The sequence below is a fragment of the Pseudomonas sp. yb_9 genome (genome assembly GCF_043103635.1).
GTDB classification, from domain to species: domain Bacteria; phylum Pseudomonadota; class Gammaproteobacteria; order Pseudomonadales; family Pseudomonadaceae; genus Aquipseudomonas; species Aquipseudomonas monteilii.
In genome coordinates this window covers 21,983-44,545 of record NZ_JBICKA010000020.1, presented here as the reverse complement: position 1 = coordinate 44,545, position 22,563 = coordinate 21,983, and the positions used below count along the sequence as shown (strand labels likewise).

Here is a 22,563-nt window from a genome sequence, read left to right as displayed (position 1 = left end):
CTGAGCAAGAGCTGGGCCAGATGACGATAAATTTTAATTTATTCTTTTAAATCAATTAGTTATCGAGCTTATTGATTGAATCAGCAGTTGTCGAAGCATGTTCCTCGTTGCAGACCTGAAATTTCTGTTTCAACATGGAAAAAATTGTCGAGTGTTCAATCATGCGTGGTCGAGAGTACTTTCCCAAGGTGGTTGCCCTGATTACCCACCTTCGTCTGCCTGAGGGGCTCAGCCGCATGGCGCGAATAGTCGAAGAGGTGATTCCCGACTATGCCGGCCGTGCGCGCGTCGAAATTGTCGAAACCACGGTCGGCGAACTGCGCAGCACAGGCCTTGAGTTGGAGGCCAGAGGGGATGTGGACGTCATCATCTGCTCGGGCGCAACCTCCGAGTACCTGAGGCAGCACATCGCAACGGCCATCCTGTCGATTCGCATGGGCGAGTATGACCTCATCCGAGCCTTGGACCTCGCCCGCGCCCAAGCCACCCAGGTCGGTATTCTCAGTTTCCAGCACGCTCATCCAGAGCTTGAAGCGATGTCATCGCTTTTTACCGTCGATATCCGCCAGGCCACCTACACCAGCTATGAAGAGGCTCGCCAGCAGGTACACCGCCTGGTCGATGATGGATACCGAGTGGTGGTAGGCTCATCCACCGCCGTTGAACTTGCCGAGTCGGTGGGCGCACAGGGTGTACTGGCGCTGAACACCGACACAGTGCGGCGCGCCATGGAAGATGCATTGGCCATCTGCCGCAGTCGCCAGCAGAGCCTGGTTCAACAACAGCGCCTCAATTCGATACTGCGCAACTTGTCCGATGGCGTAGTCGCGGTGGACGCTGAAGGGCTCGTTCAGTCCCTGAACCCACGCATGGCCACACTTCTCGGTATTTCCAGCGAGTGGGCACGCGCACGCCCGCTCGCCGAGGTCATCCCGGGCCTGGATATAACGGCGGTACTTTGCAGTGGTGAAAGCGAGGAAAACCGGATTCTGAAAGCAGCGGGCCGGACACTGGCGGCGAACATCACGCCCATCATCGAAAACGACAAGCCCGACGGGGTCGTCATCACCTGTCAGGAAGCGAATGCAATCCAACGCGCGGACCGGCGTATCCGCAGTCAGGTGAAGCCCAAGCAGTTCACGGCTCGCTATCACTTTGAACAAATGCTTGGAGACACAGCCGGGTTCCAGGCCATGCTGGGGCTTGCCCGCCACTACGCGGAGGCCGACGCCACTGTGTTGATTCACGGAGAGAGCGGGACGGGCAAGGAGCTACTGGCACAAAGCATACATAACGCCAGCCAACGCCAGGCAGGCCCTTTCGTTGCAATCAACTGCGCAGCCTTCCCTGAAACATTGCTCGAAAGTGAGCTGTTCGGTTACGAGGAAGGTGCCTTCACAGGTTCGCGCAAGGGTGGCAAGGCTGGCTTGATAGAAAACGCCCACACCGGGACCCTGTTCCTCGATGAAATCGGTGATATGCCGGTCACCTTGCAAACGCGCTTGCTACGCGTGCTTCAAGAACGTGAGGTGTTACGCCTGGGGGCGGCAGAGCCGACACCGGTAGACATCCGGGTAATCGCTGCCACCCACCGGGACCTTCGCCAACGCATCACCGAAGGTTGTTTCCGCGAAGACCTCTACTATCGCCTCAACATCCTGCGCTTGACCATGCCACCCCTGCGCGAACGCTCCCGCGACATTCCAATGCTTGCCAGGTCAATTCTGGACAAACTGACGGGACACAGCTCGGCCACTGAATCGTCCAGCAGCCTGCTCGAGAGGCTCATGCCTCAACTGGAGCGGCACAGTTGGCCAGGGAACATTCGAGAGCTGGAAAACATCGTCGAGCGTGCGGCGCTGTCAGCAAGTGCACTGCAAGGCCAGGACAACCCTCGGCTGTTACAGGCCTTGTTCGACGAACTGTTCGAGCCGGCCCCGCATGCGACATTGCAAGCCATGACAAGCCAGGACCTGCGCAGCCACAGTCGCGCCGAAGAAGTAAGGCGAGTTCGGGAAGTGCTGGCTCATTGCGCGGGTGACATGGATGAAGCCGCCAAGCGACTTGGCATCAGCCGCACGACCCTGTGGCGGCGCCTCAAGGATGAAAAAAGTTAAGCGTCTGCGCCTTTGCAACCTTGAAATCCGATTCAACTCTGAAATCCGGTTACCTGGACCTGCCGAGCCCAGCAAAACCAACGAAAATCATAACTAAATGATTTTTATAGATTTTTTATTAAATCTAGATTGATCTAAAAATTGGCACACCCCTTGCTCCTTGCTCATTCCAAGCTCGGCGCCCTCGCGCGCCCAGCCTCGAACCTCAAGAAGAACAAGGCTGGAGGTGCCTGTGCAAGGCATGATGATGAACTTCAACCTGAGTATCGCCGCGGTCATGCGGCAGGCACTCATGGTTGCTGCCGATACCGAGATTGTCTCTCTCTTCGCCGATGGCCGAGTACATCGATACACGTACGCCAGCGCCTTTGCCAGAGCACGACGATTAGCCGATGGGTTGGACGCACTGGGTTGCCCTGACGATGCGAGGGTGGGCACCCTGGCCTGGAACGATCATCGGCACTTCGAACTGCATTACGCGATTCCATGCTCGGGGCGAATCTGCCATACCATCAACCCCAAATTGTCCCCAGAACAGATCAGCTACATCATTCGCCACGCTGAAGATGATGTGTTGTTCGTCGATCTGCAGTTCATTCCTTTGCTGGAAAGCATTCAACCCGAGCTGGATCGCGTACGTTGGTACGTTGCCCTGTGCCCATGGGATGAGATACCGGACAGCACGCTTCCCAACCTGCTCAGTTACGAAAAGCTGATTGCAGACGCCGATGAAAACTACAACTGGCCAGAACTGGACGAGAACCGCGCCAGCGGGCTTTGCTATACCTCCGGGACAACGGGAAACCCCAAAGGCGTGCTGGCAAGTCACCGCAGTACCGTCCTGCACGGCATGGCGCAAAACATGGCGGACAATGTTGGTTTGCGTGCCCTCGATGTTGTAATGCCGATGGTCCCCATGTTCCACGTCAATGCCTGGGGCATGCCATACAACGCCGCAATGGTGGGAGCGAAACTGGTGCTGCCGGGGCCAAGAGTCGGCGATGCTGCAGCCATGGTCAGGCTGATCAATCAGGAGCACGTGAGTTTCTCCCTGGCTGTACCCACTTTGTGGTCCAACATCTCGACCTATCTCGATGCCCAGGGCGAGCATATTCCTACTTTGAAACGTGCCGTCAGCGGTGGCGCGGCGTGTCCACTTTCGCTGATTCATGCCATGGGGCGTCACGGTGTGGCCTTGGAAAATGGTTGGGGCATGACCGAACTTAGCCCGATGGGCAGCTACAACCGCCATCAGCCATGGTACGACGTGTTGCCAGAAGAGCCCCGTAGCCAGCAAGTGCTCAAGTCAGGCCAGGCATTGTTCGGCGTCGAGATGCGCATCGTCGATGAGGCCGGCAATGCGCTGAGCCACGACGGCCAGTCCTCCGGTTCGTTGCAGGTACGTGGCCCTTGGGTATGCAGTGGCTACTTCGGCCAGCCTGCTTCGCACGTATGGTTCGATACCGGCGATGTGGCAACCATTGACCGGCGCGGGTACCTGCTAATCACCGACCGCATCAAGGACGTCATCAAGTCTGGCGGCGAGTGGATTTCCTCTGTCGAGATCGAGAACGCGATAACGGCTCATCCGTTGATCGCGGAGGCGGCCGTCATTGGTGTACCGCATGCGCGTTGGAGCGAACGTCCTTTGCTGATCGTTGTGCCGAAGCATCCCGAAAAAGTCCCTCGACACGATGAGCTCATCGCATTCCTGGAAGGGCGAATTCCCAAATGGTGGCTGCCCGATGCAAGCGAGTACCTGAACGAACTGCCCCATACCGCCACTGGCAAGGTGAGTAAAAAGACCTTGCGCGAGCAATTCGACCATTACGTCTGGCCTTGACCCGACACCCTGTTACGCACCGCGCTAATTGGCTCGCCTGCTGGTGAGCCAACAGGTAGCCCTACAACAATAAAACGGAGGCGCCATGAACAAGGTCACTGTCTCACAGGCCGAGCACTACCAACGAATCCGGGAAAACCCTGGGTTCATCGCATTGATCAATGCCCGCTCAAGGCTTACATGGGGGCTGAGTGCGCTGGTGCTCTGTTCCTATTTCTCGTTCATGGCAGTTGCCGCCTGTCGGCCGCAGCTACTGCAGATACCCCTGCATCAAAGCAGCCACCTGTCGTCAGGTATCCCCATTGCGATCTTGCTGATAGTGATGGCCTGGTTGCTGACCGGTTGGTACGTGCGCCGTGCCAACACGCACTTCGACAAACTCAGTGCGAAGATCGTCGAGGAGTGCCAGTGATGAAGCCCATCCATGCCTTGCTTGCCGTCATCGCCTTGCCTTGGCAACCCGTGTACGCGTCCACCGTTGTCGCTACAGAACCCGGTGTGAACCTGAATGCGATCGGCATGTTCCTGTTATTCGTATCCATTACGCTGGTCATCACGTGGTGGGCGGCCAGAAGAACCCAATCGACCCGCGACTTCTACACAGCAGGCGGAGGCATCAGCGGCCTGCAAAATGGCTTGGCAATTGCCGGTGACTACATGTCGGCATCGACCCTGCTGGGCTTATCCAGCATGGTGTTCAGCAAAGGCTACGACGGCATCATCTACATGACCGGCTTCTTCGTCGGTTGGCCAATCCTCACGTTCCTGATGGCTGAGCGCCTGCGCAACCTCGGCCGTTTCACCTTCGCAGACATCGTTTCATTCCGCCTGGATCAACGTCGAATACGTGTGCTTGCAGCCTGCGGCTCATTGACGGTGGTGTGTTGCTACCTGCTATTGCAGATGGTGGGCGCAGGTCAGCTGATCAAACTGCTGTTTGGCCTGGACTACTCCGTGGCGGTGGTCATCGTCGGGCTGCTGATGCTGGTGTATGTCATCTTCGGCGGCATGCTGGCAACGACATGGGTGCAGATCACCAAGGCGATCCTGCTGTTGGTGGGCGGGACCCTTCTGATGCTACTGGCCCTGGCGCCCTTCGACTTCAGCCTGGAGCAACTGGCGCGCCGCGCAATTGAGAGCCACTCCGGCGGTTGGGCCATCATGGCGCCCGGTGGCATGTTGGCAAACCCCTTGAATGTCGCCTCCATGGCATTGGGCTTGGTGTTCGGCCTTGCGGGCCTGCCGCATATCCTGATGCGTTTCTTCACCGTGCCCGATGCCCGTGAAGCACGAAAATCGGTGTTCTACGCATCCGGCTTCATCGGCTACTTCTTTGTGGTGGTCTGTGTGTTGGGCTTCGCCGCCATCGTCATCGTCGGCACAGACCCTGCCTACTACGTCGACGGCAAGATTGGCGGAGTGATCCTGGGCGGAAACAACATGGTGGCCATGCACCTTGCCAAGGCTGTCGGCGGCAATCTGTTCTTTGGCTTCTTGTCCGCTGTTGCCTTCGCCACCATTCTGGCGGTGGTCGCAGGGCTGACATTGGCCGGGGCATCCGCCATTTCCCACGACCTCTATGCCATGGTCATCAAGCGCGGCGTCGCCAGTGAAGCCCGGGAGATGCTGGTTTCACGTGCGGCGGTGGTTGCTCTGGGCGTGCTCGCGATCGCGCTCGGCATCCTGTTCGAGCAAGTGAACATCGCATTTCTGGTCGGCCTGACGTTCGGCATTGCCGCCTCGGCCAACTTCCCTGTGCTGCTCATGGCGATGTACTGGAAGGGGCTGACCACACGAGGCGCCATCTACGGCGGCGTGACAGGCCTACTCAGCGCGCTGGGCCTGGTGATTTTGTCGCCGACAGTTTGGGTCACTGTTCTAGGGCACGAACACGCCATCTTCCCTTACGACCACCCTGCACTGTTCGCCATGCCAATGACGTTCCTGGTCATCGTGCTGGTTTCCAAGCTCGACCACAGCGCCAGAGCAGCGCTCGATCATCAGGGCTTCGACGATCAAATGGTCCGAGCTCAGACTGGCGTGGGCATCGCTGGCGCCAGCGAACATTGACTCATCGGGTAAGCGTTGCCGCCAAGGCCCTACCCGCCACCGCAACAAGAGGTCCAATCAATGCCCGAATACAATGCCCCACTGCGCGACATGCGCTTTCTGCTCACCGAGGTATTTGACGCACCCGCACTGTGGCAACGGCTACCCGCCTTGGCCGAACGAATCGACGCCGATATCGCCGACGCGGTTCTTGAAGAAGCAGCAAAAATCAGCCGCGAACTGGTTGCCCCACTCAACCGCAGCGGCGATGAACAAGGTGCGCAGTGGAACAACGGCGAAGTCACTACCCCCAACGGCTTTCGCGATGCCTACGGCATCTATGGCGAGGGTGGTTGGATCGGGTTGGCGGGCAATCCGCAGTATGGCGGCATGGGCATGCCGAAAATGCTCTCTGTGCAGTTCGAAGAAATGATGTATGGCGCAAATGCCAGCTTCGCCCTTTACTCCACGCTATCTGCCGGTGCCTGCCTGGCCATCGACGCGCATGCCAGCGAAGCACTGAAGGCTACCTATCTACCGGCCATGTACGAAGGGCGCTGGGCCGGGTCGATGTGCCTCACCGAAGCTCATGCCGGCAGCGACCTCGGGCTGATTCGAACCCGGGCCGAGCCGAACACAGACGGCAGCTACGCCATCACCGGCACCAAGATTTTCATTACCGGTGGAGAGCAGGACCTTACTGAAAACATCATCCACCTGGTGTTGGCCAAACTGCCCGACGCTCCGACCGGTTCCCGAGGCATATCGCTATTTCTGGTGCCCAAGGTGCTTGTCAATGCGGACCAATCACTGGGTGAGCGCAACCAGGTCCATTGCGGCTCCATCGAACACAAAATGGGCATCAAGGCCTCGGCCACCTGTGTAATGAACTTCGACGGTGCGGTCGGCTGGCTGGTGGGCGAACCCAACAAAGGCCTTGCGGCAATGTTCACCATGATGAACTACGAACGGCTGTCCATAGGTGTTCAGGGCATTGGATGCGCCGAGAACTCCTACCAGAATGCAGTGAGTTATGCCCGTGAACGGCTGCAAAGTCGCGCACCTGGAGGGGCTCAACAACATGACAGAGCCGCCGATCCAATCATCGGCCACCCTGATGTGCGGCGCATGCTGCTGACCATGAAGGCGCTGACTGAAGGGGGGCGAGCATTCGCCACCTATCTTGGTCAACACCTCGACATTGCCAAATATTCCGAAGTGGCGACGGAGCGCGCCCGCTCGGGAGGACTGGTCGCCCTGCTAACCCCAATCGCAAAAGCGTTCTTCACCGACACCGGTTTGGAAAGCTGCGTACACGGCCAGCAAGTCTTCGGTGGGCATGGGTACATCCGCGAGTGGGGTCAGGAACAGCTTGTTCGTGATGTACGCATTTCGCAGATTTATGAGGGGACCAATGGTATCCAGGCCCTGGACTTGCTGGGACGTAAAGTTCTGACCAATGAAGGCACGCTATTTAATATTTTTGCCGGAGAAATACGCGCCTTCGTGGCGCAAATGCCGCAGGAAGCCTTCAGCCACCGCCTGCTGGAAGCACTAGGGCAACTGGAGGCGCTGTCCCATTATCTGATCAAAATTTCCAGGACCAACCCTTACGAGGCAGGTGCCGCAGCCGTCGACTACCTGCATATTTTCGGTTACACCGCCTACGCCTATATGTGGGCACGCATGGCACGGGCCGCTACCGGAAAGGAAGACAGTTTCCATCAAGCTAAACTGGCCACCGCCCACTTCTACTTCGACCGCCTGTTACCTCGCATCGAGTCCCTGATCAGTGTCGCTCGCGCGGGAAGTGCCTGCCTTTACGTGCTGGACGCCGAACAGTTCTGAGAGATCGGCGCTGCAGCGCAGCGTCGCCGGGGGCTGGCCTGGATGGCCGCCCCCGGCGGGCCAGGGCCGTGAAATTCCAACGCCATCATCCAACTCAGCACACGCGACGATACTGGGTGACCTGCGCCGGACCCTGCAGCGATCCGGAAACCCGACGCAACGCGGCCTGAAGGTGTTCGGTTCGCCAATGCAGCGCTTCGGCTTCTTCGTCTTGCCAGACTTCGAAGGATGTCAGCTGCAAGGGATTTTCCAGCGACTGATAATAGCCATAGTCCAGGCAACCCGGCTCTTGCAAGGTAGTTTCGCTCAAAGTGGTCAACACCTCGAGCACAGTTTCGAGCCCTTGGGCTTTCACCAGGAAGCTGGCGGTGACATACAACGTAGACATCGACGGGTTCTCTGCGTGGAAGTAAATTGGGTGACGCAGCCGGGGGTTGAATCGCAGCCAAGCCTCGTCCAACGACCGCCATCCGCTGTTACTTGAGATAGTTGTGCACGACCTTGCCGGGCGCCAGCATGAAGTTGCCTAGCGTATGGCGCACTGACACGATCTCGCGAACGGGCAGCGCGGCGATCGGGACCGCCTCGTGATCGAACAGCTCGAGGCTCGCGGCCCCCGTCCAGGCTTCCTTGAGCTCTACCGTCGAATATTCGAACCTCACCAGTTCGGCAATACGCGCTGTCTTGCCGTCCACATCGGGAATGACTTTGAGAACAACCCCGGGGGGTGCGCATGGCCGCCGCTGCTTGCGCCAAGTCGACCTCCTGGTACTTGTAGGCCATGCTGGCCCTGGCCACCAACGTGCCGTCGTACTCGAGCGTGCCGACATAAGATTCATTGTTTTGCCCAACACGAGGATGGCCGTATTTCTTGGGCAATCCCCAGACCTCGCGGCCCAGCATGATGGCGGTGACATTCTCGGCCACCATGAGCGGGCGAAAACTGACAGCCTCGTCACCCAGAAAACAAGCGATGCTCTGGGCGAACTCGTAATAGTCACCGATCCCGGGCGCAACCATCCAAAGGAATGAAAGGCTGACGAGCGGGTCTTTGACCATCAATGGTTCAGGCACCATTGCCCGCGCGAGTTCAATATCGGTGCGATAAGTTATCGTCAGCGACGGGCGTTCCAGAAACCAACTTGGTGGTTGCGGGTAAGCCGGCGAAACTACTGGCATCGCATAAGCCTTTTGACGAACGCTTTCAGGCGTCCATGGCGTGCCGGCGGCAGAATTCGGAAGATAGAGCCCGCCCGACGAGCGACTGGAGTGCTGTGTGCCATTGAGCGACTGGGCGAGCAAGGGTGACGAAGCTGCCACAAGCCCGATGCCTGCCGTTAGTAAAACCTGCCTGCGTGAAAAATCAACTGGACAGTTCATGACTGTTGCCTCCAAGCGATAGTTGAGAAACAGCTAGTCGCTACAGCGCTAGAGGAATTGCTTCCTCAACTGAGTTGAGTGATATTTATTATGAGCAGTTAGCTAATTTTCTTTTTACCTAGGGCTTGATACCACGTGACGTTATCCCAATAGGCCTTCATCGCCAGAATTAGGCCATCATCATTAAGTCCAAGAATGAAGACATGTGGTAACTCGAAGCTGCGCCCCAGGTTGTCAATGCCGAAAGCATCTTTCGCCTGAGTACCGCGAATAGTCACTTCGACTACAATCGCTTGTGCGCGCTCATCCATATAGTGTACATTCACCTGATTGTTCAAATCGGGAATTGCATCAATCAGTGCCCCCATATTTCAAGGCCAGCAACACCCACCGCCCCTCCAGGCCAATGGGCAGATAATCAACTCGACCCTCTGGAGAGAAACAGGCTAACATGCCTTGAAGGTCATGAGCGTTATACCGCGAGAAAAAGTGCTTAGCGATGTCTACGGATGCTTGCATCTTAAACTCCTCGATTCATCAGCCGATATATTGGGCAATGCCGATTTCAAGCGCCTCCAATTTTTCTACAGCATCCTGGGCTATTTCAGTGAGGCTATCGTTTCCATACGTCTGACTGCTCTTTCTTCACCATTTCTTCAGCACTGGCTGGTCGAACAGTACGATATCTGGGCTTGTCCTGTTCAATCACCGCAATGATGGCACTGATCATCTCGGCAGGATCATGTTGACGATTGAGCTCACGCACCGGCCAATGAGCGACAACCCTATCACCCTGATCCCACCACTGATCCATGCTCTCCATGCCCGTGTTGTTGAAGCCCGTGCGGTAGGCACCTGGGTTGACCGTCACTACTTGGACACCGTAGGGCATCAGTTCATCGTGCATTGCCGAGCAGATGCCTTCGACCGCGTGCTTGGAGGCGGCATACGCTCCATCGAAAGGCACTTTGACCAAGCCGGCCACCGACGACGTCCAGACGATCCGCCCAGAGCCGCGCTGGACCATCACCCGAGCAAAGCCTTGCGCCAACTCAAGAGCGGCAAATACGTTGGTCTCAAAAACCGAACGAAACACTGACATAGGTATTTCGATAATGGGACCTGACTCCATGATGCCTGCATTGTTGAACAGAACATCGATTTCGATTGCCAGCGCATGTTTGCGGTCAATCTCGTTGAGGACATCAAGTTTAATAACTTGCATCTCAATCCCGGCCGACAATACAGCGTTACGCAGCTCCCACACCTGCGGCCATATCTGGCATCCAGCGATCACCTTGTGCCCACGCTCCGACAACGCCCAGGCCACGCCTCTTCCAAAACCGGTTGCCGCGCCTGTCACCAACACTTTTTTAACCATCATGTTGGTCTCGACTATCACCAAGGTCGCCGTTGCGAATGGCGATCTTGATCGCTTGAGCAGTGGTAGCGACACCAAGACGGCGCCGCGCCGCACGAAGATGGTTCTCCACAGTACGCTCCGACAAGCCCAGCGTCGCCGCAATATCAGCATGCCGTCGACCCGCTGCCGTCCAAGTCAACACCTCGCGCTCGCGAACGGAAAGTTGTCGGACACCTTCAGTGTGGGGCGCTTCCAGCAATCTGTGAGCGGCATTGAAAGCAGCGGTGGCCACCATAGCCAATACCAAGCGAGCGTCGGGGCTGCTATCTACCTTATCGCCACCTAGACTCATCGCCCCCTCCAGTCCTTGAGGGCCGAACACCGGCACCTGCAGTCCGTGTGGTCCAGGCCCAATCGGACGCCGGACCACCCGATAACTGTCCCCTGTCACACAGTGGGTTTTCGTCCAGAAGAACGGTTCTCGAGCCTCCAAAATATGACGGGTGACAGGGCAACGTCTGACGTATGTTTTGGCATCAACCGTTTGGCCATCTTCCCACCAATTGCCCTCCACCCAAAAAATACGATCGACCAGGTCATCCCTTGATGGGGCAACAGAGAAAAGAACAAAACGGTCATAGCCGAAGCGCTTGGCGAAGACACGAACAGCATCTTCGATCAACGAGAGCATCGAAGCTCGCTCTATTTCCAAGACGACTTGCATAGCAGCATCGGCTAGACCGGATTTCATTGCTCTGCAGCCTCCTTCAACAGTTCAGCCGCAGCCAGCTTGCCCAGAGCGTTACCCGCCAACGGACTGTCGCCGGTCAGCAATTTACGATCCTTATACACCGCTCCAGATATATCTTTGTTGATGATCTCAAGGCCCAACGCTTTTAGTTTTTCACCAAACTTCCAGGTCAAGTGCCCCGGCATATAGCCAATGTCCGGCGTTTTCGCATCCAGGTCGTCAGGGAACGCACAAATTTTGTACCCGTTGAAAATATAGCTCTCTGGGCTCTCACCCAAACCTGCAGCGATAAGCGCAGCGGGTCCATGGCACAACGAAATCACAAACTTGTCTTTCCTGGACGCCCACTCAAGCACCCTTTTTACATCGACGCTTTCTGGCAACCCGATTAGTGCGCCGTGGCCACCAGGAATAAACACGCCGATGTAGTCGGAGTCGTCACCTAATGCCTGGTCGATTACCTCAGCCAGTTTTTTAGGCTGTTTGAACTTATCGCGATATTTAGCGTATAGCCCCTTCACTTCGACGTCTTCAGATGGCATCGCCCAGAACTCGAACTTGACCGGGTTGCCGGACAAGGTCGCAATGTCGAATTTGAACCCTGCTTTATCCAGATGGTACATCGGCAGTAGCGTCTCTACAGGGTGATTGCCTGTGGAGAACATGGTGCCATTATCGGTTAACAAATAACGCTCGTCAGCGCCGATGACCAGCACCTTCCACCGGCCACCTTTATAGGGATCAGGATAGTCGGCATCACTGAGATCGGATTTTGGCGAAGTGAATTGGCTTAGCGAATAAGGCGAGGGGAAAAACGCATTGTCCTCTGCGGGGTCTTCGGTTGGGCGCTTGTCTTCAGCTTGTGCATTAGTCATAGCTTACTCCGTCGTGGCTGGCAAAATACGATGATCATGCTAGGGGCCCGCCCATCCCGTCAGCAATGAGGGTTTTCCCCTAACCGTGCAGCTCCTCAACTGAGATTCAGATTAAAATTTTAGTGCAACGGCAAGGCGGGTGAAAAACCCCGACCGATGGCCCTATCTTCATTCTGTACCTTGGGATAGTCGATCTCATGCAGGGCAGTCGAGAGATGGGATCGTGTCCCTGGAAGTGGTGTAACTCCATCTTGCGGCGCTATTAGGCGTCCTCCCCGCCTATGCTTGATCAGCAGAAAACCAAGATTGACCGAGTAAGGATTATTCCTTACCATCCGATCAATACATCCGGGAGAACACTCATGCCTGCCATCCACGAAATCGCCACGTTGACCTCGAAGGGACAGGTCACACTGCCCAAATCCATACGCCAGCTTTTGGGCATTGACACTGGTGGCAAGATTGCATTCGACGTACGCGAGGGTGAAATCGTGGTCAGCCGCGTAGAAACCACCCACGAAGACCCTGCCATCGGTGCGTTCCTGGGTTTGCTGGAGGCTGATATCCGAGGCGGCCGCAACCTGACCACTCTGCCGGAAGACTTGGCGCAAACCATGCTCGCCAACGCAAACCACTCCGTAAACCTGGACGAAGATATCGATGGTGAGGTCGCGATCTGATGCTGCGACATGGCTGGACACTGTTGTTCCATGAAGGTGTGACTTTACAGCTACGCAAATTGCAAGAAGCCGCCGCCCGGGCCGAGCAGAACGATCCGCGAGGTTTTGAGAGCAACGCCAACGTCAAGCTGTTTCGGGCATTGAGCCATCTGATCATGGAGGCTGTGCCTGCCGACCCAGGCCGTGATGAGTTCCGTCAAGGCAATACGCTGGGCACTGCCTACAGACATTGGCGCCGTGCAAAAATCGGCAGGCGCTTTCGGCTGTTCTTTCGCTACGACTCAAGATCCAAGGTCATCGTCTATGCATGGGTCAACGACGAAAACACCCTACGCTCCGCAGGCAGCAAATCCGATCCCTACGCCATATTCGAGAAGATGCTGGGCCGCGGCAACCCTCCTGATGACTGGGATGCGCTGACTGCTGCGACGCGTAGCGACTGGGACGAGCCCAAAGCATAAATTGCGCGAGTGGGTGAGGGATTGCATCTTTGAAACCGATCCCTCCTTGTTGCGTCCACTACAATCCACTCGTAGCTGCTGTTAAAAGGGGTAAATCTGCGGGTACAAATACAATTTCCCATTCATAACCATTTGATTTATATGAATGTCCAAATGTTCTTTGGGGATCCCGATAGCTTGTGACCGACTTCCATCAAGATCCGCAAAAATCAATAAAATCAGTATCTTAACCTGAGTCTACATCCAAGGCCGTTCGTCGTATTCCGCTCATTTCCAATACGCCTGCGGGTATATTTTGGGATACTTTTTCCGTTTCGAAAAAAAGTACCCGCACATGACGACTTCCCTCCCCACGCCTGCATTGCGGCCTAAACTCAGCGATGCCTTCTTGCGTGCCATTGCTGACCCCGGCAAGTACGCCGACGGCGAGGTACCCGGTCTTTACCTGCATGTTCAGGCCTCGCAGAAGTCGAACAAGCCTGCAGCAAAATACTGGCGGATGGAGGTATCGCCTGAACGGCAAGGAGAACGTGTACGCGATTGGCCGTTATCCCGACATTGGCTTGAAAGACGCCCGCGACCTGGCCCGAGCCGCGCGCCAGAACGTAGCTCATCACGTCGCCCCCGCTGAAGGCCAAACGCAAGAAAATCGCCGAGCAGCTACTTAATGAGGAACGCTCATTCAGTTACGTCGCCGAACAGTGGCTGGCCTTCAAGTCACACGACCTCGTGAGCAAATCCCTCGCGGGCTTTCGCGGCGCTTTGAACAATCACATCCTGCCCACGATCGGCAACATTCCCGTCAGCGAGATCAAACTGGACCACATCATCGAGATCATCGCTACCTTGCGCCGAGCACGCACACTGGCCATGGCCAAGCGCGTGCGTACCATCATCCGTGCCGTGCTCGGTTTCGCTGAGGGCCGCGGCTGGGTGGAGCGTAACGTGGCCCTGAGCAACACCGAAGAGCTCAAGGTTCGCCATGTGGTGACCAGTAATCCAGCGATCGAACGTCCAGCCGATTTGGGCCACCTTCTGCTTCGTCTGGATGAGCTCAGCCCGAGCAGCGTGAGCATGGCGATGCGTTTGCTGGTCATGCTGCCGGTGCGCCCCGGCGAGCTGGTGAAAATGCGTTGGGAAGACATCGATCTGGTCAGCGCCGACTGGCGCTATGTAGTAGGGAAAACACGCCATCTGGATAAGAGCAAACACATCGTGCCGCTGCCGGAGCAAGCCCTTGTGCTGTTGCGTGAACTACATGAACGGCGGGTGGTGGATGAAGCGGGCAATGGCTGGGTCTTTGTATCGCCGGTCTACCCAGGCTATCCAGTGGACGCCACATCCCTGGCCAAGGCCTACCAGCGGATCTGGCCGGAATACCGCATCACTGCGCACGGTTTCCCCGCCACCTACCGCACTATCGCTCACGAGCATTTAGGTATCGATCCGATTGTACTGGAGTTGTCGTTATCGCACCGCATGCCAGGTGCACTGGGTGCCGTGTATGCCCGCGCGCAATTGCTGCCGCAGCGTCGGGAGGCCGCACAGCAATGGACGGATTACTTAGATCGGTTACGCAAAAATGCTGCACTGGCTAAGTAAGTTCAGGTGCGCATGCGGGGGTTGAAGCACTGTTGAGAACGATGAGTGCGAAGCGGGAAACGAGACTCGCACCGGGCTTGCGAGCCCTTGAAATCTAAGGTTTTTCCTGTTTACCGGAAACAGGAATAGCCTCGATTCTGGACTCAAAGTACTCCGCTAGCAAGCGCTGACTTGTCAGCACAGGCGTTCAAGCCATAAGGTGCTTGGTCTTGTGCATGCTGCACACGGTTCCAATTCGATTAGCAACCGACCTGGCTGATGAACTTGGTAGTGAGGTAAGCATCTAGGCCTTCGCTTCCACCCTCACTTCCGTGGCCACTGGCTTTAATACCGCCAAACGGTGTATTCGGTAGTGCCAGACCGAAGTGGTTTCTCGACACCATCCCGCGTTGCAGGCGATTGCCCAACTCAGTGGCGGTTTTCAGCGATGCAGTGAACGCAAACGCTGCCAGGCCGTACTCGAGACTGTTGGCCTGGCGGATCACGCTGTCCGGGTCGTCAAAGCGCAGCAGCGGTGCTACCGGCCCAAACGGTTCCTCGCTCAGCTTCAGGTGTTCGGCGGCCAGCGCGCCCAGCTGACGGCCCACTTCGGTGGAGCCCGTGAACGACACCTTGCGGATGATCGGCGAACGGATCAGGTAATCGGAGACTTCCGCCGCAATGCCAAACACCAGGTTGAGCACGCCCTTGGGTACACCGGCATCGTGGAAGCAGCGCACCAGTTCGATCACGGAGCCGGGAGCCTCCTCGGGGGCCTTGATGATGATGCTGCAACCGGCGGCCAGCGCGCCGGCAATCTTGCGCATCGCCTGGTTGATCGGGAAGTTCCAGGGTGTGAAGGCCGCCACCGCGCCGACCGGTTCACGTACCACCAACTGACGGACCGCCGGGTTGCGAGCCGGCACGATGCGGCCGTAGGCACGGCGCCCCTCCTTCGCGTACCACTCGATATGGTCGGCGGCGCTTTTCGCCTCCAGCGTGGATTCGGCGAAGGGTTTGCCCTGGTCCAGGGTCATGCAATGGGCCATGTGCTCATGTCGCTCGCGCACCAGCGCAGCGCCACGGCGCAGGACCGCCGAGCGGTCATAGGCCGAGGTCACCGACCAGAACTGGTGACGGGCCTCATGCCCTGGACCCTCGGCGACCACGTAATTCTCGGCACGCCGCAAGGCTACCGTGGCGAGGGCGTGATCGCCCGATTCGGAGAGATGGTGGAACACTTCGAAATCAACTTCTTCTCCGCCGTTCCCACCGTTTATGCCGCGCTCCTGCAGACCGAGTTGTCGGGCCGCGATCAGTCCAGCCTGCGCTATGCGTTGTGTGGCGCCGCACCGATGCCGGTCGAGCTCTTCCGCGAGTTCGAGCAGCGGACCGGGGTGAAGATTCTCGAAGGCTACGGCCTCACCGAAGGCGCCTGTGCCTCCTCGGTCAATCCTCCCCATGGCGAACGCTACGTCGGCTCGATCGGGATACGAATCGCCTATCGGGATAAGCGATGACAAGACGTGCATGGGAACCTGCGTTAACGCAACAATATAAAATTAACGCAAATCATTCCCACTAAAAAATCCACACGCTCAATCGTCGCGCATGTGCCGCTCATGCAGTTCCTGGCGTTCCTTGGCCTCCACGCACAACGTGGCGGTCGGTCTGAGCAGCAAACGCTTCAGGCCAATCGGTTCGCCGGTTTCCTTGCACCAGCCATACTCGCCACGGGCGACGCGCTCCAGGGCCTCGTCGATCTTGTCCAGCAGCTTCTTCTCCCGCTCCAGCAGCCTCAATTGCCACTGGCGATGCTCCTCGGCAGTGCCGATGTCGGAAGGATCGCTAGTGGGTTCGAAGTCACATATCACTTCGAATTCTTCAGCGATACGTTGCTGAAGCTCTTTGCGCTGGGCATGCAGCAGCTCGCGGAAGAACGACTGCTGCGCAGCGTCCATGTAAGCGTCTTCAGGTTGGGACAGCAGCTCTTGTTCGGTCATTGCAGGTGCGCTCAGGTCAATGAAAAAAGAGGGCGATCAGCCGCGTCGGGCGTTGAACGCCAGCGGCAAACCTTGGCAGCCCTCGACCAGCCGGCCTTCATGCCAGGCCAGTTGCCCGGAAACCAAAGTCGTGGCCACGCGGTGCTGGAAACGGTGGTGCACGAACGGTGTCCACTGGCAGTGCGCCAGAACCGGGTCGAGGCTGACGGCACGGGGCTCGGGCAATCGTTCGATCAGCGTCAGGTCTGCCCAGTAGCCCTCACGCAGGTAGCCGCGCGCCTCGATGGCGAACAGGTCAGCGACGGCATGGCTGGTCTTGCGCACCAGCTGGGCAACCGTCAACACGCCCTCCTCCACCAGTTCGAAGAGCGCGGGCAGCGTATGCTGCACCAGCGGCAACCCTGATGGCGCCGACGCATAAGGGCGCTGCTTTTCCGCCAGGGTGTGGGGGGCGTGGTCGGTACCGATGACATCGATACGGTCGCACAGCAGTGCCTGGCGCAGCGCGTCACGGTCTTGCTGGGTCTTGATGGCAGGGTTGCATTTGATCAGGTGGCCGAGCCTAGCATAGTCGCGGTCGTCGAACAGCAGGTGATGCGCGCACACTTCGGCAGTGATCTGCTTGCCCTGCAAAGGCCCTGCTTCGAACAGCCTTAGCTCCTGAGCGGTGGTCAGGTGCAGCACGTGCAGACGGGTACCGAATTGCTTGGCAAGCTGCACCGCCTGGCTCGAAGAGCGCAGGCAGGCATCGGCATCTCGAATGATCGGGTGCATGGCTGGAGGGATGAAATCGCCGTAGCGCTCACGCATGCGCGCTTCGTTGGCCAGGATCGACGGGGTGTGCTCGCAGTGCGCCAGGAGGATGGTCGGCACGCTGGCGAACAGCCGTTCCAGCACCCGCGGGTCGTCCACCAGCATGTCGCCGGTGGAGGCGCCCATGAACACCTTCACCCCCGCCACTTCGCGCGGGTCGAGGGCCGCCACGGTATCGAGGTTGTCCTTGCTCACGCCAAAATGAAAACCGTAGTTGGCAACCGAGGTGCTGGCGGCGCGGGCTTTCTTGTCGTGCAGGGCGGCAAGATCCAGCGTGGCCGGGTTGGTGTTGGGCATGTCCATGAAACTGGTGATACCGCCCGCCACTGCTGCGCGCGACTCACTGGCCATGGTGCCCTTGTGCGCAGCGCCAGGCTCACGAAAATGAACCTGGTCGTCGATCATGCCGGGGAGCAACCATTGGCCCCGGGCATCGATTTCGAGCGGCGCATTGACGCCCGCGATGCTGCGGCCGATTTTCTCGATACGGCCATGGGCGACCAGTACATCGGCCTCCTGTATGGCACCTTCATTGACCAGGCGGGCGTTGCGAATGATGACTTGACTCATGCGCCCACCTCGGCGGGGTTGCCCGTCACCACCACTTGATCACCCTGGATCGCGTTGTAGAAACAGCTGCGACGCCCTGTGTGACAGGCGACACCTGTCTGATCCACCAGCAACAACAGCGCGTCGCCATCGCAGTCCAGCCGCACGTCGTGTACATGCTGGACATGCCCCGAGCTTTCGCCTTTGCGCCACAGGCGTCCATGGGTACGCGACCAGTAGCAGGCCCGGCGGGTTTCGAGGGTTTCGAGCAGCGACTCTTCGTTCATCCAAGCCAACATCAGGACTTCGCCGCTGTCATGCTGCTGGGTGATGGCAGCGATCAACCCCTGGGCGTTCCAGGGTATGTGGCGAAGCACATCGGTCAAGGCGAAGCGGCTACCCGCCTCTGCCTGTTCAAGCGTAAGGAACATGGTTTGCAACCTGCCTAAAATGTTATGTTATAACACCTACAGCTTAGCAGATCACGCCGCTACTGTTCATCTTTTCGACTTACGCAGGTAACACGCCATGACAGGAACACGCCCGAGCGCGACCACCGAGACCTACGCCGACACCGAACTGGCATGCCTGGCCGGTGCCAAAGCGGCGCTTTACCGATGGGCCGCTACCGTGGCCACACGTGATGTGGATCAGGTGCTGGCACTGTATGCACCGGATGCGATCCTGGTCCCGACCCTGTCCAACCAGGTGCGCGATTGCGACGACAGCCGTCGCAACTATTTCGAGAACTTCCTCGCCAACGACGGGCTGGTCTGTGACATCCAGTTGTTCAAGAAGCGTGTCAGCCGCAAGCTGGGCACCGTGGTCGTCGGTGGTCAATACACGTTCGTCTACCGTGAAAACGGCGAGCAACGGGTGGTGCCGGCGCGCTTTCTGTTCACCTTCGAGCTGATCGACCAGCACTGGCTGATCACCGGCCACCATTCCTCCATCGAAGCATGAGCAACATGAACCACTTCCCGAGCTCAATGGGCAGTTTCCCGGCCACCCGTTTGCGCCGTAATCGCGCTGACGACTGGACGCGTCGGCTGGTGGCGGAAAACAGCCTGTCCCGCGATGACTTGATCTGGCCCGTGTTTCTCAAGGAAGGCTCAGGCACACGCGAGGCGATCAGTGCCATGCCGGGCCAGGTCCGGGTGAGCCTGACAGAACTGCCGGACCACGTGGGGCGGGCGGTCGAACTGGGCATCCCGGCCATCGCCCTGTTTCCCGCCACCCCGGTGCAGCGCAAGGACAGCGAGGGCACCCATGCCCTCGATCCGGACAACCTGATCTGCCGCGCCGCCAGGTTGCTCAAGGCTACGTTCCCCAAGCTTGGCCTGATCGGCGACGTGGCACTGGACCCCTACACCGACCATGGCCACGACGGCGTACTGCGCCAAGGCCGCGTGGCCAATGACGAGACCTTGCAGGTACTGGCGGCGCAAGCCGTGGTCCAGGCCCAGGCCGGCATCGACACCTTGGCACCTTCGGACATGATGGATGGCCGCATCGGCGCGCTCAGGTCCGCACTGGACCTGGCCGGTTTCAACGATGTGCGCCTGATATCCTACGCCGCGAAGTACGCCTCCGGTTTCTACGGCCCCTTCCGCGATGCGCTGGGCTCGGCGGCCGCGCTCAAAGGCGACAAGCGCACCTACCAGATGGACCCGGCCAACAGCGACGAGGCCCTGCGCGAAGTGGCGCTGGACCTGCAGGAAGGCGCCGACATGGTGATGGTCAAGCCCGGCATGCCTTACCTGGACATCATTCAACGGGTCAAGGCCACCTTTGCCGTACCGACGTTCGCCTATCAGGTCAGCGGTGAATACTCGATGCTCAAGGCCGCGATCGACCATGGCTGGCTGGACCCGGACACGGTCATTCTGGAGGCATTGATGGCGTTCAAGCGCGCCGGCTGCAACGGCATCCTGACCTACTTCGCTCTGGAGGCCGCCGCACGCTTGAAGCACGGCTGAGCGGCCGGGAGGACGCATTCACAGCAACCGTGTGAATGCGTCCCGGCGGGTTACAGCTTCATGTTGAGTGAAACGAACGCAGACCGGCCGGGTGCCGGAGAAAACATTGGCTGCTCTTCGCCAGCTGGCCACCAGAAATTGTCGTACCAGACGTATTCGTATTCGCGATCCGTCAGGTTCTTGACCTGCAGATCCACGCTTGTAGAAACACTGATCCGATAGCTGACGCTCGCATCCAGTACGGCAAAACCACCGTACTTGCCCGCTTCGTTGTTCGCATCGATGTAGTAGTCGCCTTGCGCGCGCGCCTGCATGCCGAAACGCCAATCATCGTTCATGCGATATTCTGCCCCCAGGTTACTGATGTAACGCGGCGTGGAAAATACTTCTTTGCCCTTGAGGGAGTTGTTGTTCGCGTCGTTACCCTTCATCACTTTGGCTTCCTGGATGGCGTGGGAGCCCCACACCGTCCATTGATCGTTCAAACGTGAGGTGAACTGCATGTCGATACCGCGACGCCGGGTTTCGCCCAGGCCAACGGTCGAATCGATGGCTGGCATGTTCGCTACCTCGTCGGTAGCGTCCTGCTGCCAAACGGCAACGCGTGCCTCGGTGCCCTCGAAAGGCCGGAATTTCACCCCCACTTCCTTGCCCGTGTTGATCGACGGGTCATAGGTACCGGCGCCATTGACCAGGTAAGCAGGGTTTGCATTGCCAGTCAGCACCTGGAACGTGCGCCCCCAGTTGGCGTAGACGTCGATATCGTCATTAACGCTGTACACCACGCTGAGTTTGGGTTGCTCGATCCAGCCGTAGTCCTGCAGAGGCCCCTTGGCACTCGTGGTAACACCATTGTTGGTGCTTGAGATGTTGGTGTTGCCACTGAACTTGTCAACGCGCATCGCCGGGATGATCTTCAACGAGTCAATTGGCTGGATAACCGCCTGTACGTAACCACCCAGGTTACGAAGCGTGTAGTGGTCATCGTTTTGAACGCGCGCTGGCGGGCCATCGAAGTTGGTGGGTACGCTGAAGTTGAAGCGCCTGCGCTCGTACGCGTTATGCTGTTCTTCATAGTTGATGCCGCCATCGAGGGTCAGCATGTCATTCACCCGCCAGGTGAGATTGCTGAGCATCCCACGCTGCTGCTCATCCCAGAAACGACGCTGGCGCGGCCCGTTGCCAGGCTCGTAACTGGTAAACGTGATGGAGCGGTCATCGTTGTAGCTGTTGTAATACAACTTGCTGCTCAGGTTCAGATCGTCACGCAGTTGCCAGTCCATGTGCAGGCTTAGCTGTTTCATGTCTCGATCGCTGCGATCGTTGTCATTCTTGGCAGGTGAGTCGGTACGGCTGGCGTGCAACTCTTCGCGGGTGAGGAACCCGCCTTCGTCCGCTTGCTGGTGGTACAGACGTGCAATGGCACCTACACGGAAGTTTTGCTCGTCATTACTGAGGAACCACTTGCCACCCAGGGAATACTTGTTGGAGTTGCTGTGATCGCGTGAACCGTTGGTGTCCTGCTTGGCCAGCATGTAGTTCTGCGCAAAGTTACCTTCCTCGTGGCCGAGGGCGATTTGGACTTCACGGGTATTGAAGCTCCCGTAAGTCAGGCGGCTGTCTGCATAGTTGCCGCCCTGACGGGTCGCAAAGTTGATGTTGCCGCCGATGTTGTGCAGGCCGTAACGCGGATCGTTGGTGCCGCGCACCACCTCGATGTAATCGATCTCCAGCGGGAAAATCATGTCGATGAAACGCTGGTTGCCGCTGTTTACGTTACTCGGCACGCCATCGATCAGGGTTTTGATGCCGTTGATGTAACCCTCGCCATTGAAGGCCCGGAAAGTGGCCTTGCCCGACTCAGCCCCCTGCCCCGTCTCGGTCAGTTGAATGCCCGGCATCTGACCCAGTAGTTGCCAGCTATTCATCACGTTCCTGTCTTCCACCTGGTCACCGCCCATGACGTCGACTGAGGTGAGTACATTTTCCGTGCTTAGTGCCACGCCGGCTTTCTGCGTGATGTTCACTTCGCCAAGGGTGATGGTTGAGTTACCAGCCTGATCGGCGAGAAGGTCTGGGGTTACCAATGCCGTGACGACGGCAATGGAGGCCGAGGTGAATCTCATGGAAGCTCCTGAACTGCAGGGGTGAAGGTGCGGCTGATCGCGGGGTCAAGCGGTGACGCAGGTCTGAGACTGCGCCTTCCAGAAGCAACGTTATATCATGATGATATCGCTTCAAGATACTTTATAACATTCAGCAACAGACTGG

Annotated in this window: 19 protein-coding genes and 3 pseudogenes; 11 read left to right on the top strand and 11 right to left on the bottom strand. The window is 57.9% G+C overall.

Going from position 1 to position 22,563, the window contains the following annotated elements; all coding sequences use genetic code 11:
- Positions 1-161: 161 nt before the first annotated feature.
- From prpR to ACF8MI_RS04800, 5 genes are all read left to right on the top strand, one after another.
- The gene (prpR, locus tag ACF8MI_RS04820; RefSeq protein WP_200929469.1) at positions 162-2,117 is read left to right on the top strand and encodes a propionate catabolism operon regulatory protein PrpR; all 1,956 of its coding nucleotides are present in this window, start codon (positions 162-164) and stop codon (positions 2,115-2,117) included.
- 247 nt (positions 2,118-2,364) lie between these two features.
- Positions 2,365-3,960, top strand: a complete 1,596-nt coding sequence (locus ACF8MI_RS04815) for a long-chain fatty acid--CoA ligase (protein WP_392517385.1) — start codon at positions 2,365-2,367, stop codon at positions 3,958-3,960.
- 85 nt (positions 3,961-4,045) lie between these two features.
- Complete coding sequence (locus ACF8MI_RS04810) at positions 4,046-4,372, top strand: DUF485 domain-containing protein (RefSeq protein ID WP_200928478.1); 327 nt, start codon at positions 4,046-4,048, stop codon at positions 4,370-4,372.
- Complete coding sequence (locus ACF8MI_RS04805; RefSeq protein ID WP_392517387.1) at positions 4,369-6,030, top strand: cation acetate symporter; 1,662 nt, start codon at positions 4,369-4,371, stop codon at positions 6,028-6,030. Before ACF8MI_RS04810 ends, ACF8MI_RS04805 begins: the two co-directional genes overlap by 4 nt.
- Before the next feature lie 60 nt (positions 6,031-6,090).
- Entirely contained in the window at positions 6,091-7,857 is a 1,767-nt protein-coding gene (locus ACF8MI_RS04800) for an acyl-CoA dehydrogenase C-terminal domain-containing protein (RefSeq protein WP_200928480.1), read from the top strand.
- 94 nt (positions 7,858-7,951) lie between these two features.
- On the opposite strand, the gene ACF8MI_RS04795 is transcribed toward ACF8MI_RS04800, so the two are convergent.
- From ACF8MI_RS04795 to hchA, 6 genes and pseudogenes are all read right to left on the bottom strand, one after another.
- Complete coding sequence (locus tag ACF8MI_RS04795) at positions 7,952-8,317, bottom strand: putative quinol monooxygenase (protein WP_392517384.1); 366 nt, start codon at positions 8,315-8,317, stop codon at positions 7,952-7,954.
- A 16-nt stretch (positions 8,318-8,333) separates the two neighbouring features.
- Positions 8,334-9,036: pseudogene (locus tag ACF8MI_RS04790) on the bottom strand (acetoacetate decarboxylase).
- 299 nt (positions 9,037-9,335) lie between these two features.
- The gene (locus tag ACF8MI_RS04785) at positions 9,336-9,605 is read right to left on the bottom strand and encodes a hypothetical protein (protein WP_200928483.1); all 270 of its coding nucleotides are present in this window, start codon (positions 9,603-9,605) and stop codon (positions 9,336-9,338) included.
- A 245-nt stretch (positions 9,606-9,850) separates the two neighbouring features.
- A complete protein-coding gene (locus tag ACF8MI_RS04780; protein WP_200928484.1) occupies positions 9,851-10,621 on the bottom strand; it encodes an SDR family oxidoreductase in 771 nt (256 codons plus the stop codon).
- Positions 10,611-11,351, bottom strand: a complete 741-nt coding sequence (locus ACF8MI_RS04775; RefSeq protein ID WP_200928485.1) for a PA1136 family autoinducer-binding transcriptional regulator — start codon at positions 11,349-11,351, stop codon at positions 10,611-10,613. Before ACF8MI_RS04775 ends, ACF8MI_RS04780 begins: the two co-directional genes overlap by 11 nt.
- Complete coding sequence (gene hchA, locus ACF8MI_RS04770; RefSeq protein ID WP_200928486.1) at positions 11,348-12,226, bottom strand: glyoxalase III HchA; 879 nt, start codon at positions 12,224-12,226, stop codon at positions 11,348-11,350. The genes ACF8MI_RS04775 and hchA overlap by 4 nt, the downstream gene beginning before the upstream one ends.
- Positions 12,227-12,588: 362 nt before the next feature.
- Between hchA and ACF8MI_RS04765 the strand changes: the two genes are divergently transcribed.
- The 3 genes and pseudogenes from ACF8MI_RS04765 (at position 12,589) to ACF8MI_RS04755 (ending at position 14,969) form a co-directional block, all read left to right on the top strand.
- The gene (locus ACF8MI_RS04765; protein WP_186723061.1) at positions 12,589-12,906 is read left to right on the top strand and encodes a type II toxin-antitoxin system PrlF family antitoxin; all 318 of its coding nucleotides are present in this window, start codon (positions 12,589-12,591) and stop codon (positions 12,904-12,906) included.
- Positions 12,906-13,367 (top strand): type II toxin-antitoxin system YhaV family toxin, encoded by a 462-nt coding sequence (locus ACF8MI_RS04760; protein WP_186723060.1) that lies wholly within the window; start codon positions 12,906-12,908, stop codon positions 13,365-13,367. The genes ACF8MI_RS04765 and ACF8MI_RS04760 overlap by 1 nt, the downstream gene beginning before the upstream one ends.
- A gap of 334 nt (positions 13,368-13,701) precedes the next feature.
- Positions 13,702-14,969 (top strand): annotated as a pseudogene (locus ACF8MI_RS04755) (tyrosine-type recombinase/integrase).
- 239 nt (positions 14,970-15,208) lie between these two features.
- Here the strand turns inward: ACF8MI_RS04755 and ACF8MI_RS04750 are convergent.
- Entirely contained in the window at positions 15,209-16,117 is a 909-nt protein-coding gene (locus ACF8MI_RS04750) for an aldehyde dehydrogenase family protein (RefSeq protein WP_233458176.1), read from the bottom strand.
- Between ACF8MI_RS04750 and ACF8MI_RS04745 the strand changes: the two are divergent.
- Positions 16,076-16,465, top strand: a pseudogene (locus tag ACF8MI_RS04745) (AMP-binding protein); the annotation flags it as partial. The gene ACF8MI_RS04750 and the pseudogene ACF8MI_RS04745 sit on opposite strands and share 42 nt — an antisense overlap.
- Before the next feature lie 81 nt (positions 16,466-16,546).
- Here ACF8MI_RS04745 and dksA read toward each other — a convergent pair.
- From dksA to hisI, 3 genes are read right to left on the bottom strand one after another with little or no spacing between them, the layout of a single operon-like run.
- Positions 16,547-16,951, bottom strand: a complete 405-nt coding sequence (dksA, locus tag ACF8MI_RS04740; protein ID WP_104834852.1) for an RNA polymerase-binding protein DksA — start codon at positions 16,949-16,951, stop codon at positions 16,547-16,549.
- A gap of 36 nt (positions 16,952-16,987) precedes the next feature.
- Positions 16,988-18,334 (bottom strand): dihydroorotase, encoded by a 1,347-nt coding sequence (locus ACF8MI_RS04735; RefSeq protein ID WP_392517383.1) that lies wholly within the window; start codon positions 18,332-18,334, stop codon positions 16,988-16,990.
- Positions 18,331-18,744, bottom strand: a complete 414-nt coding sequence (hisI, locus tag ACF8MI_RS04730) for a phosphoribosyl-AMP cyclohydrolase (RefSeq protein ID WP_060501304.1) — start codon at positions 18,742-18,744, stop codon at positions 18,331-18,333. Before hisI ends, ACF8MI_RS04735 begins: the two co-directional genes overlap by 4 nt.
- A 97-nt stretch (positions 18,745-18,841) precedes the next feature.
- Between hisI and ACF8MI_RS04725 the strand changes: the two genes are divergently transcribed.
- Both ACF8MI_RS04725 and hemB read left to right on the top strand, forming a co-directional pair.
- Positions 18,842-19,276, top strand: coding sequence for a DUF4440 domain-containing protein (locus tag ACF8MI_RS04725; RefSeq protein ID WP_060501307.1), 435 nt, complete (start codon positions 18,842-18,844; stop codon positions 19,274-19,276).
- Between the two features lie 5 nt (positions 19,277-19,281).
- Positions 19,282-20,292, top strand: a complete 1,011-nt coding sequence (gene hemB / locus ACF8MI_RS04720; RefSeq protein ID WP_060501309.1) for a porphobilinogen synthase — start codon at positions 19,282-19,284, stop codon at positions 20,290-20,292.
- Between the two features lie 50 nt (positions 20,293-20,342).
- Here hemB and ACF8MI_RS04715 read toward each other — a convergent pair whose 3' ends face one another.
- Entirely contained in the window at positions 20,343-22,418 is a 2,076-nt protein-coding gene (locus ACF8MI_RS04715; RefSeq protein WP_200928489.1) for a TonB-dependent receptor, read from the bottom strand.
- Positions 22,419-22,563: the final 145 nt, after the last annotated feature.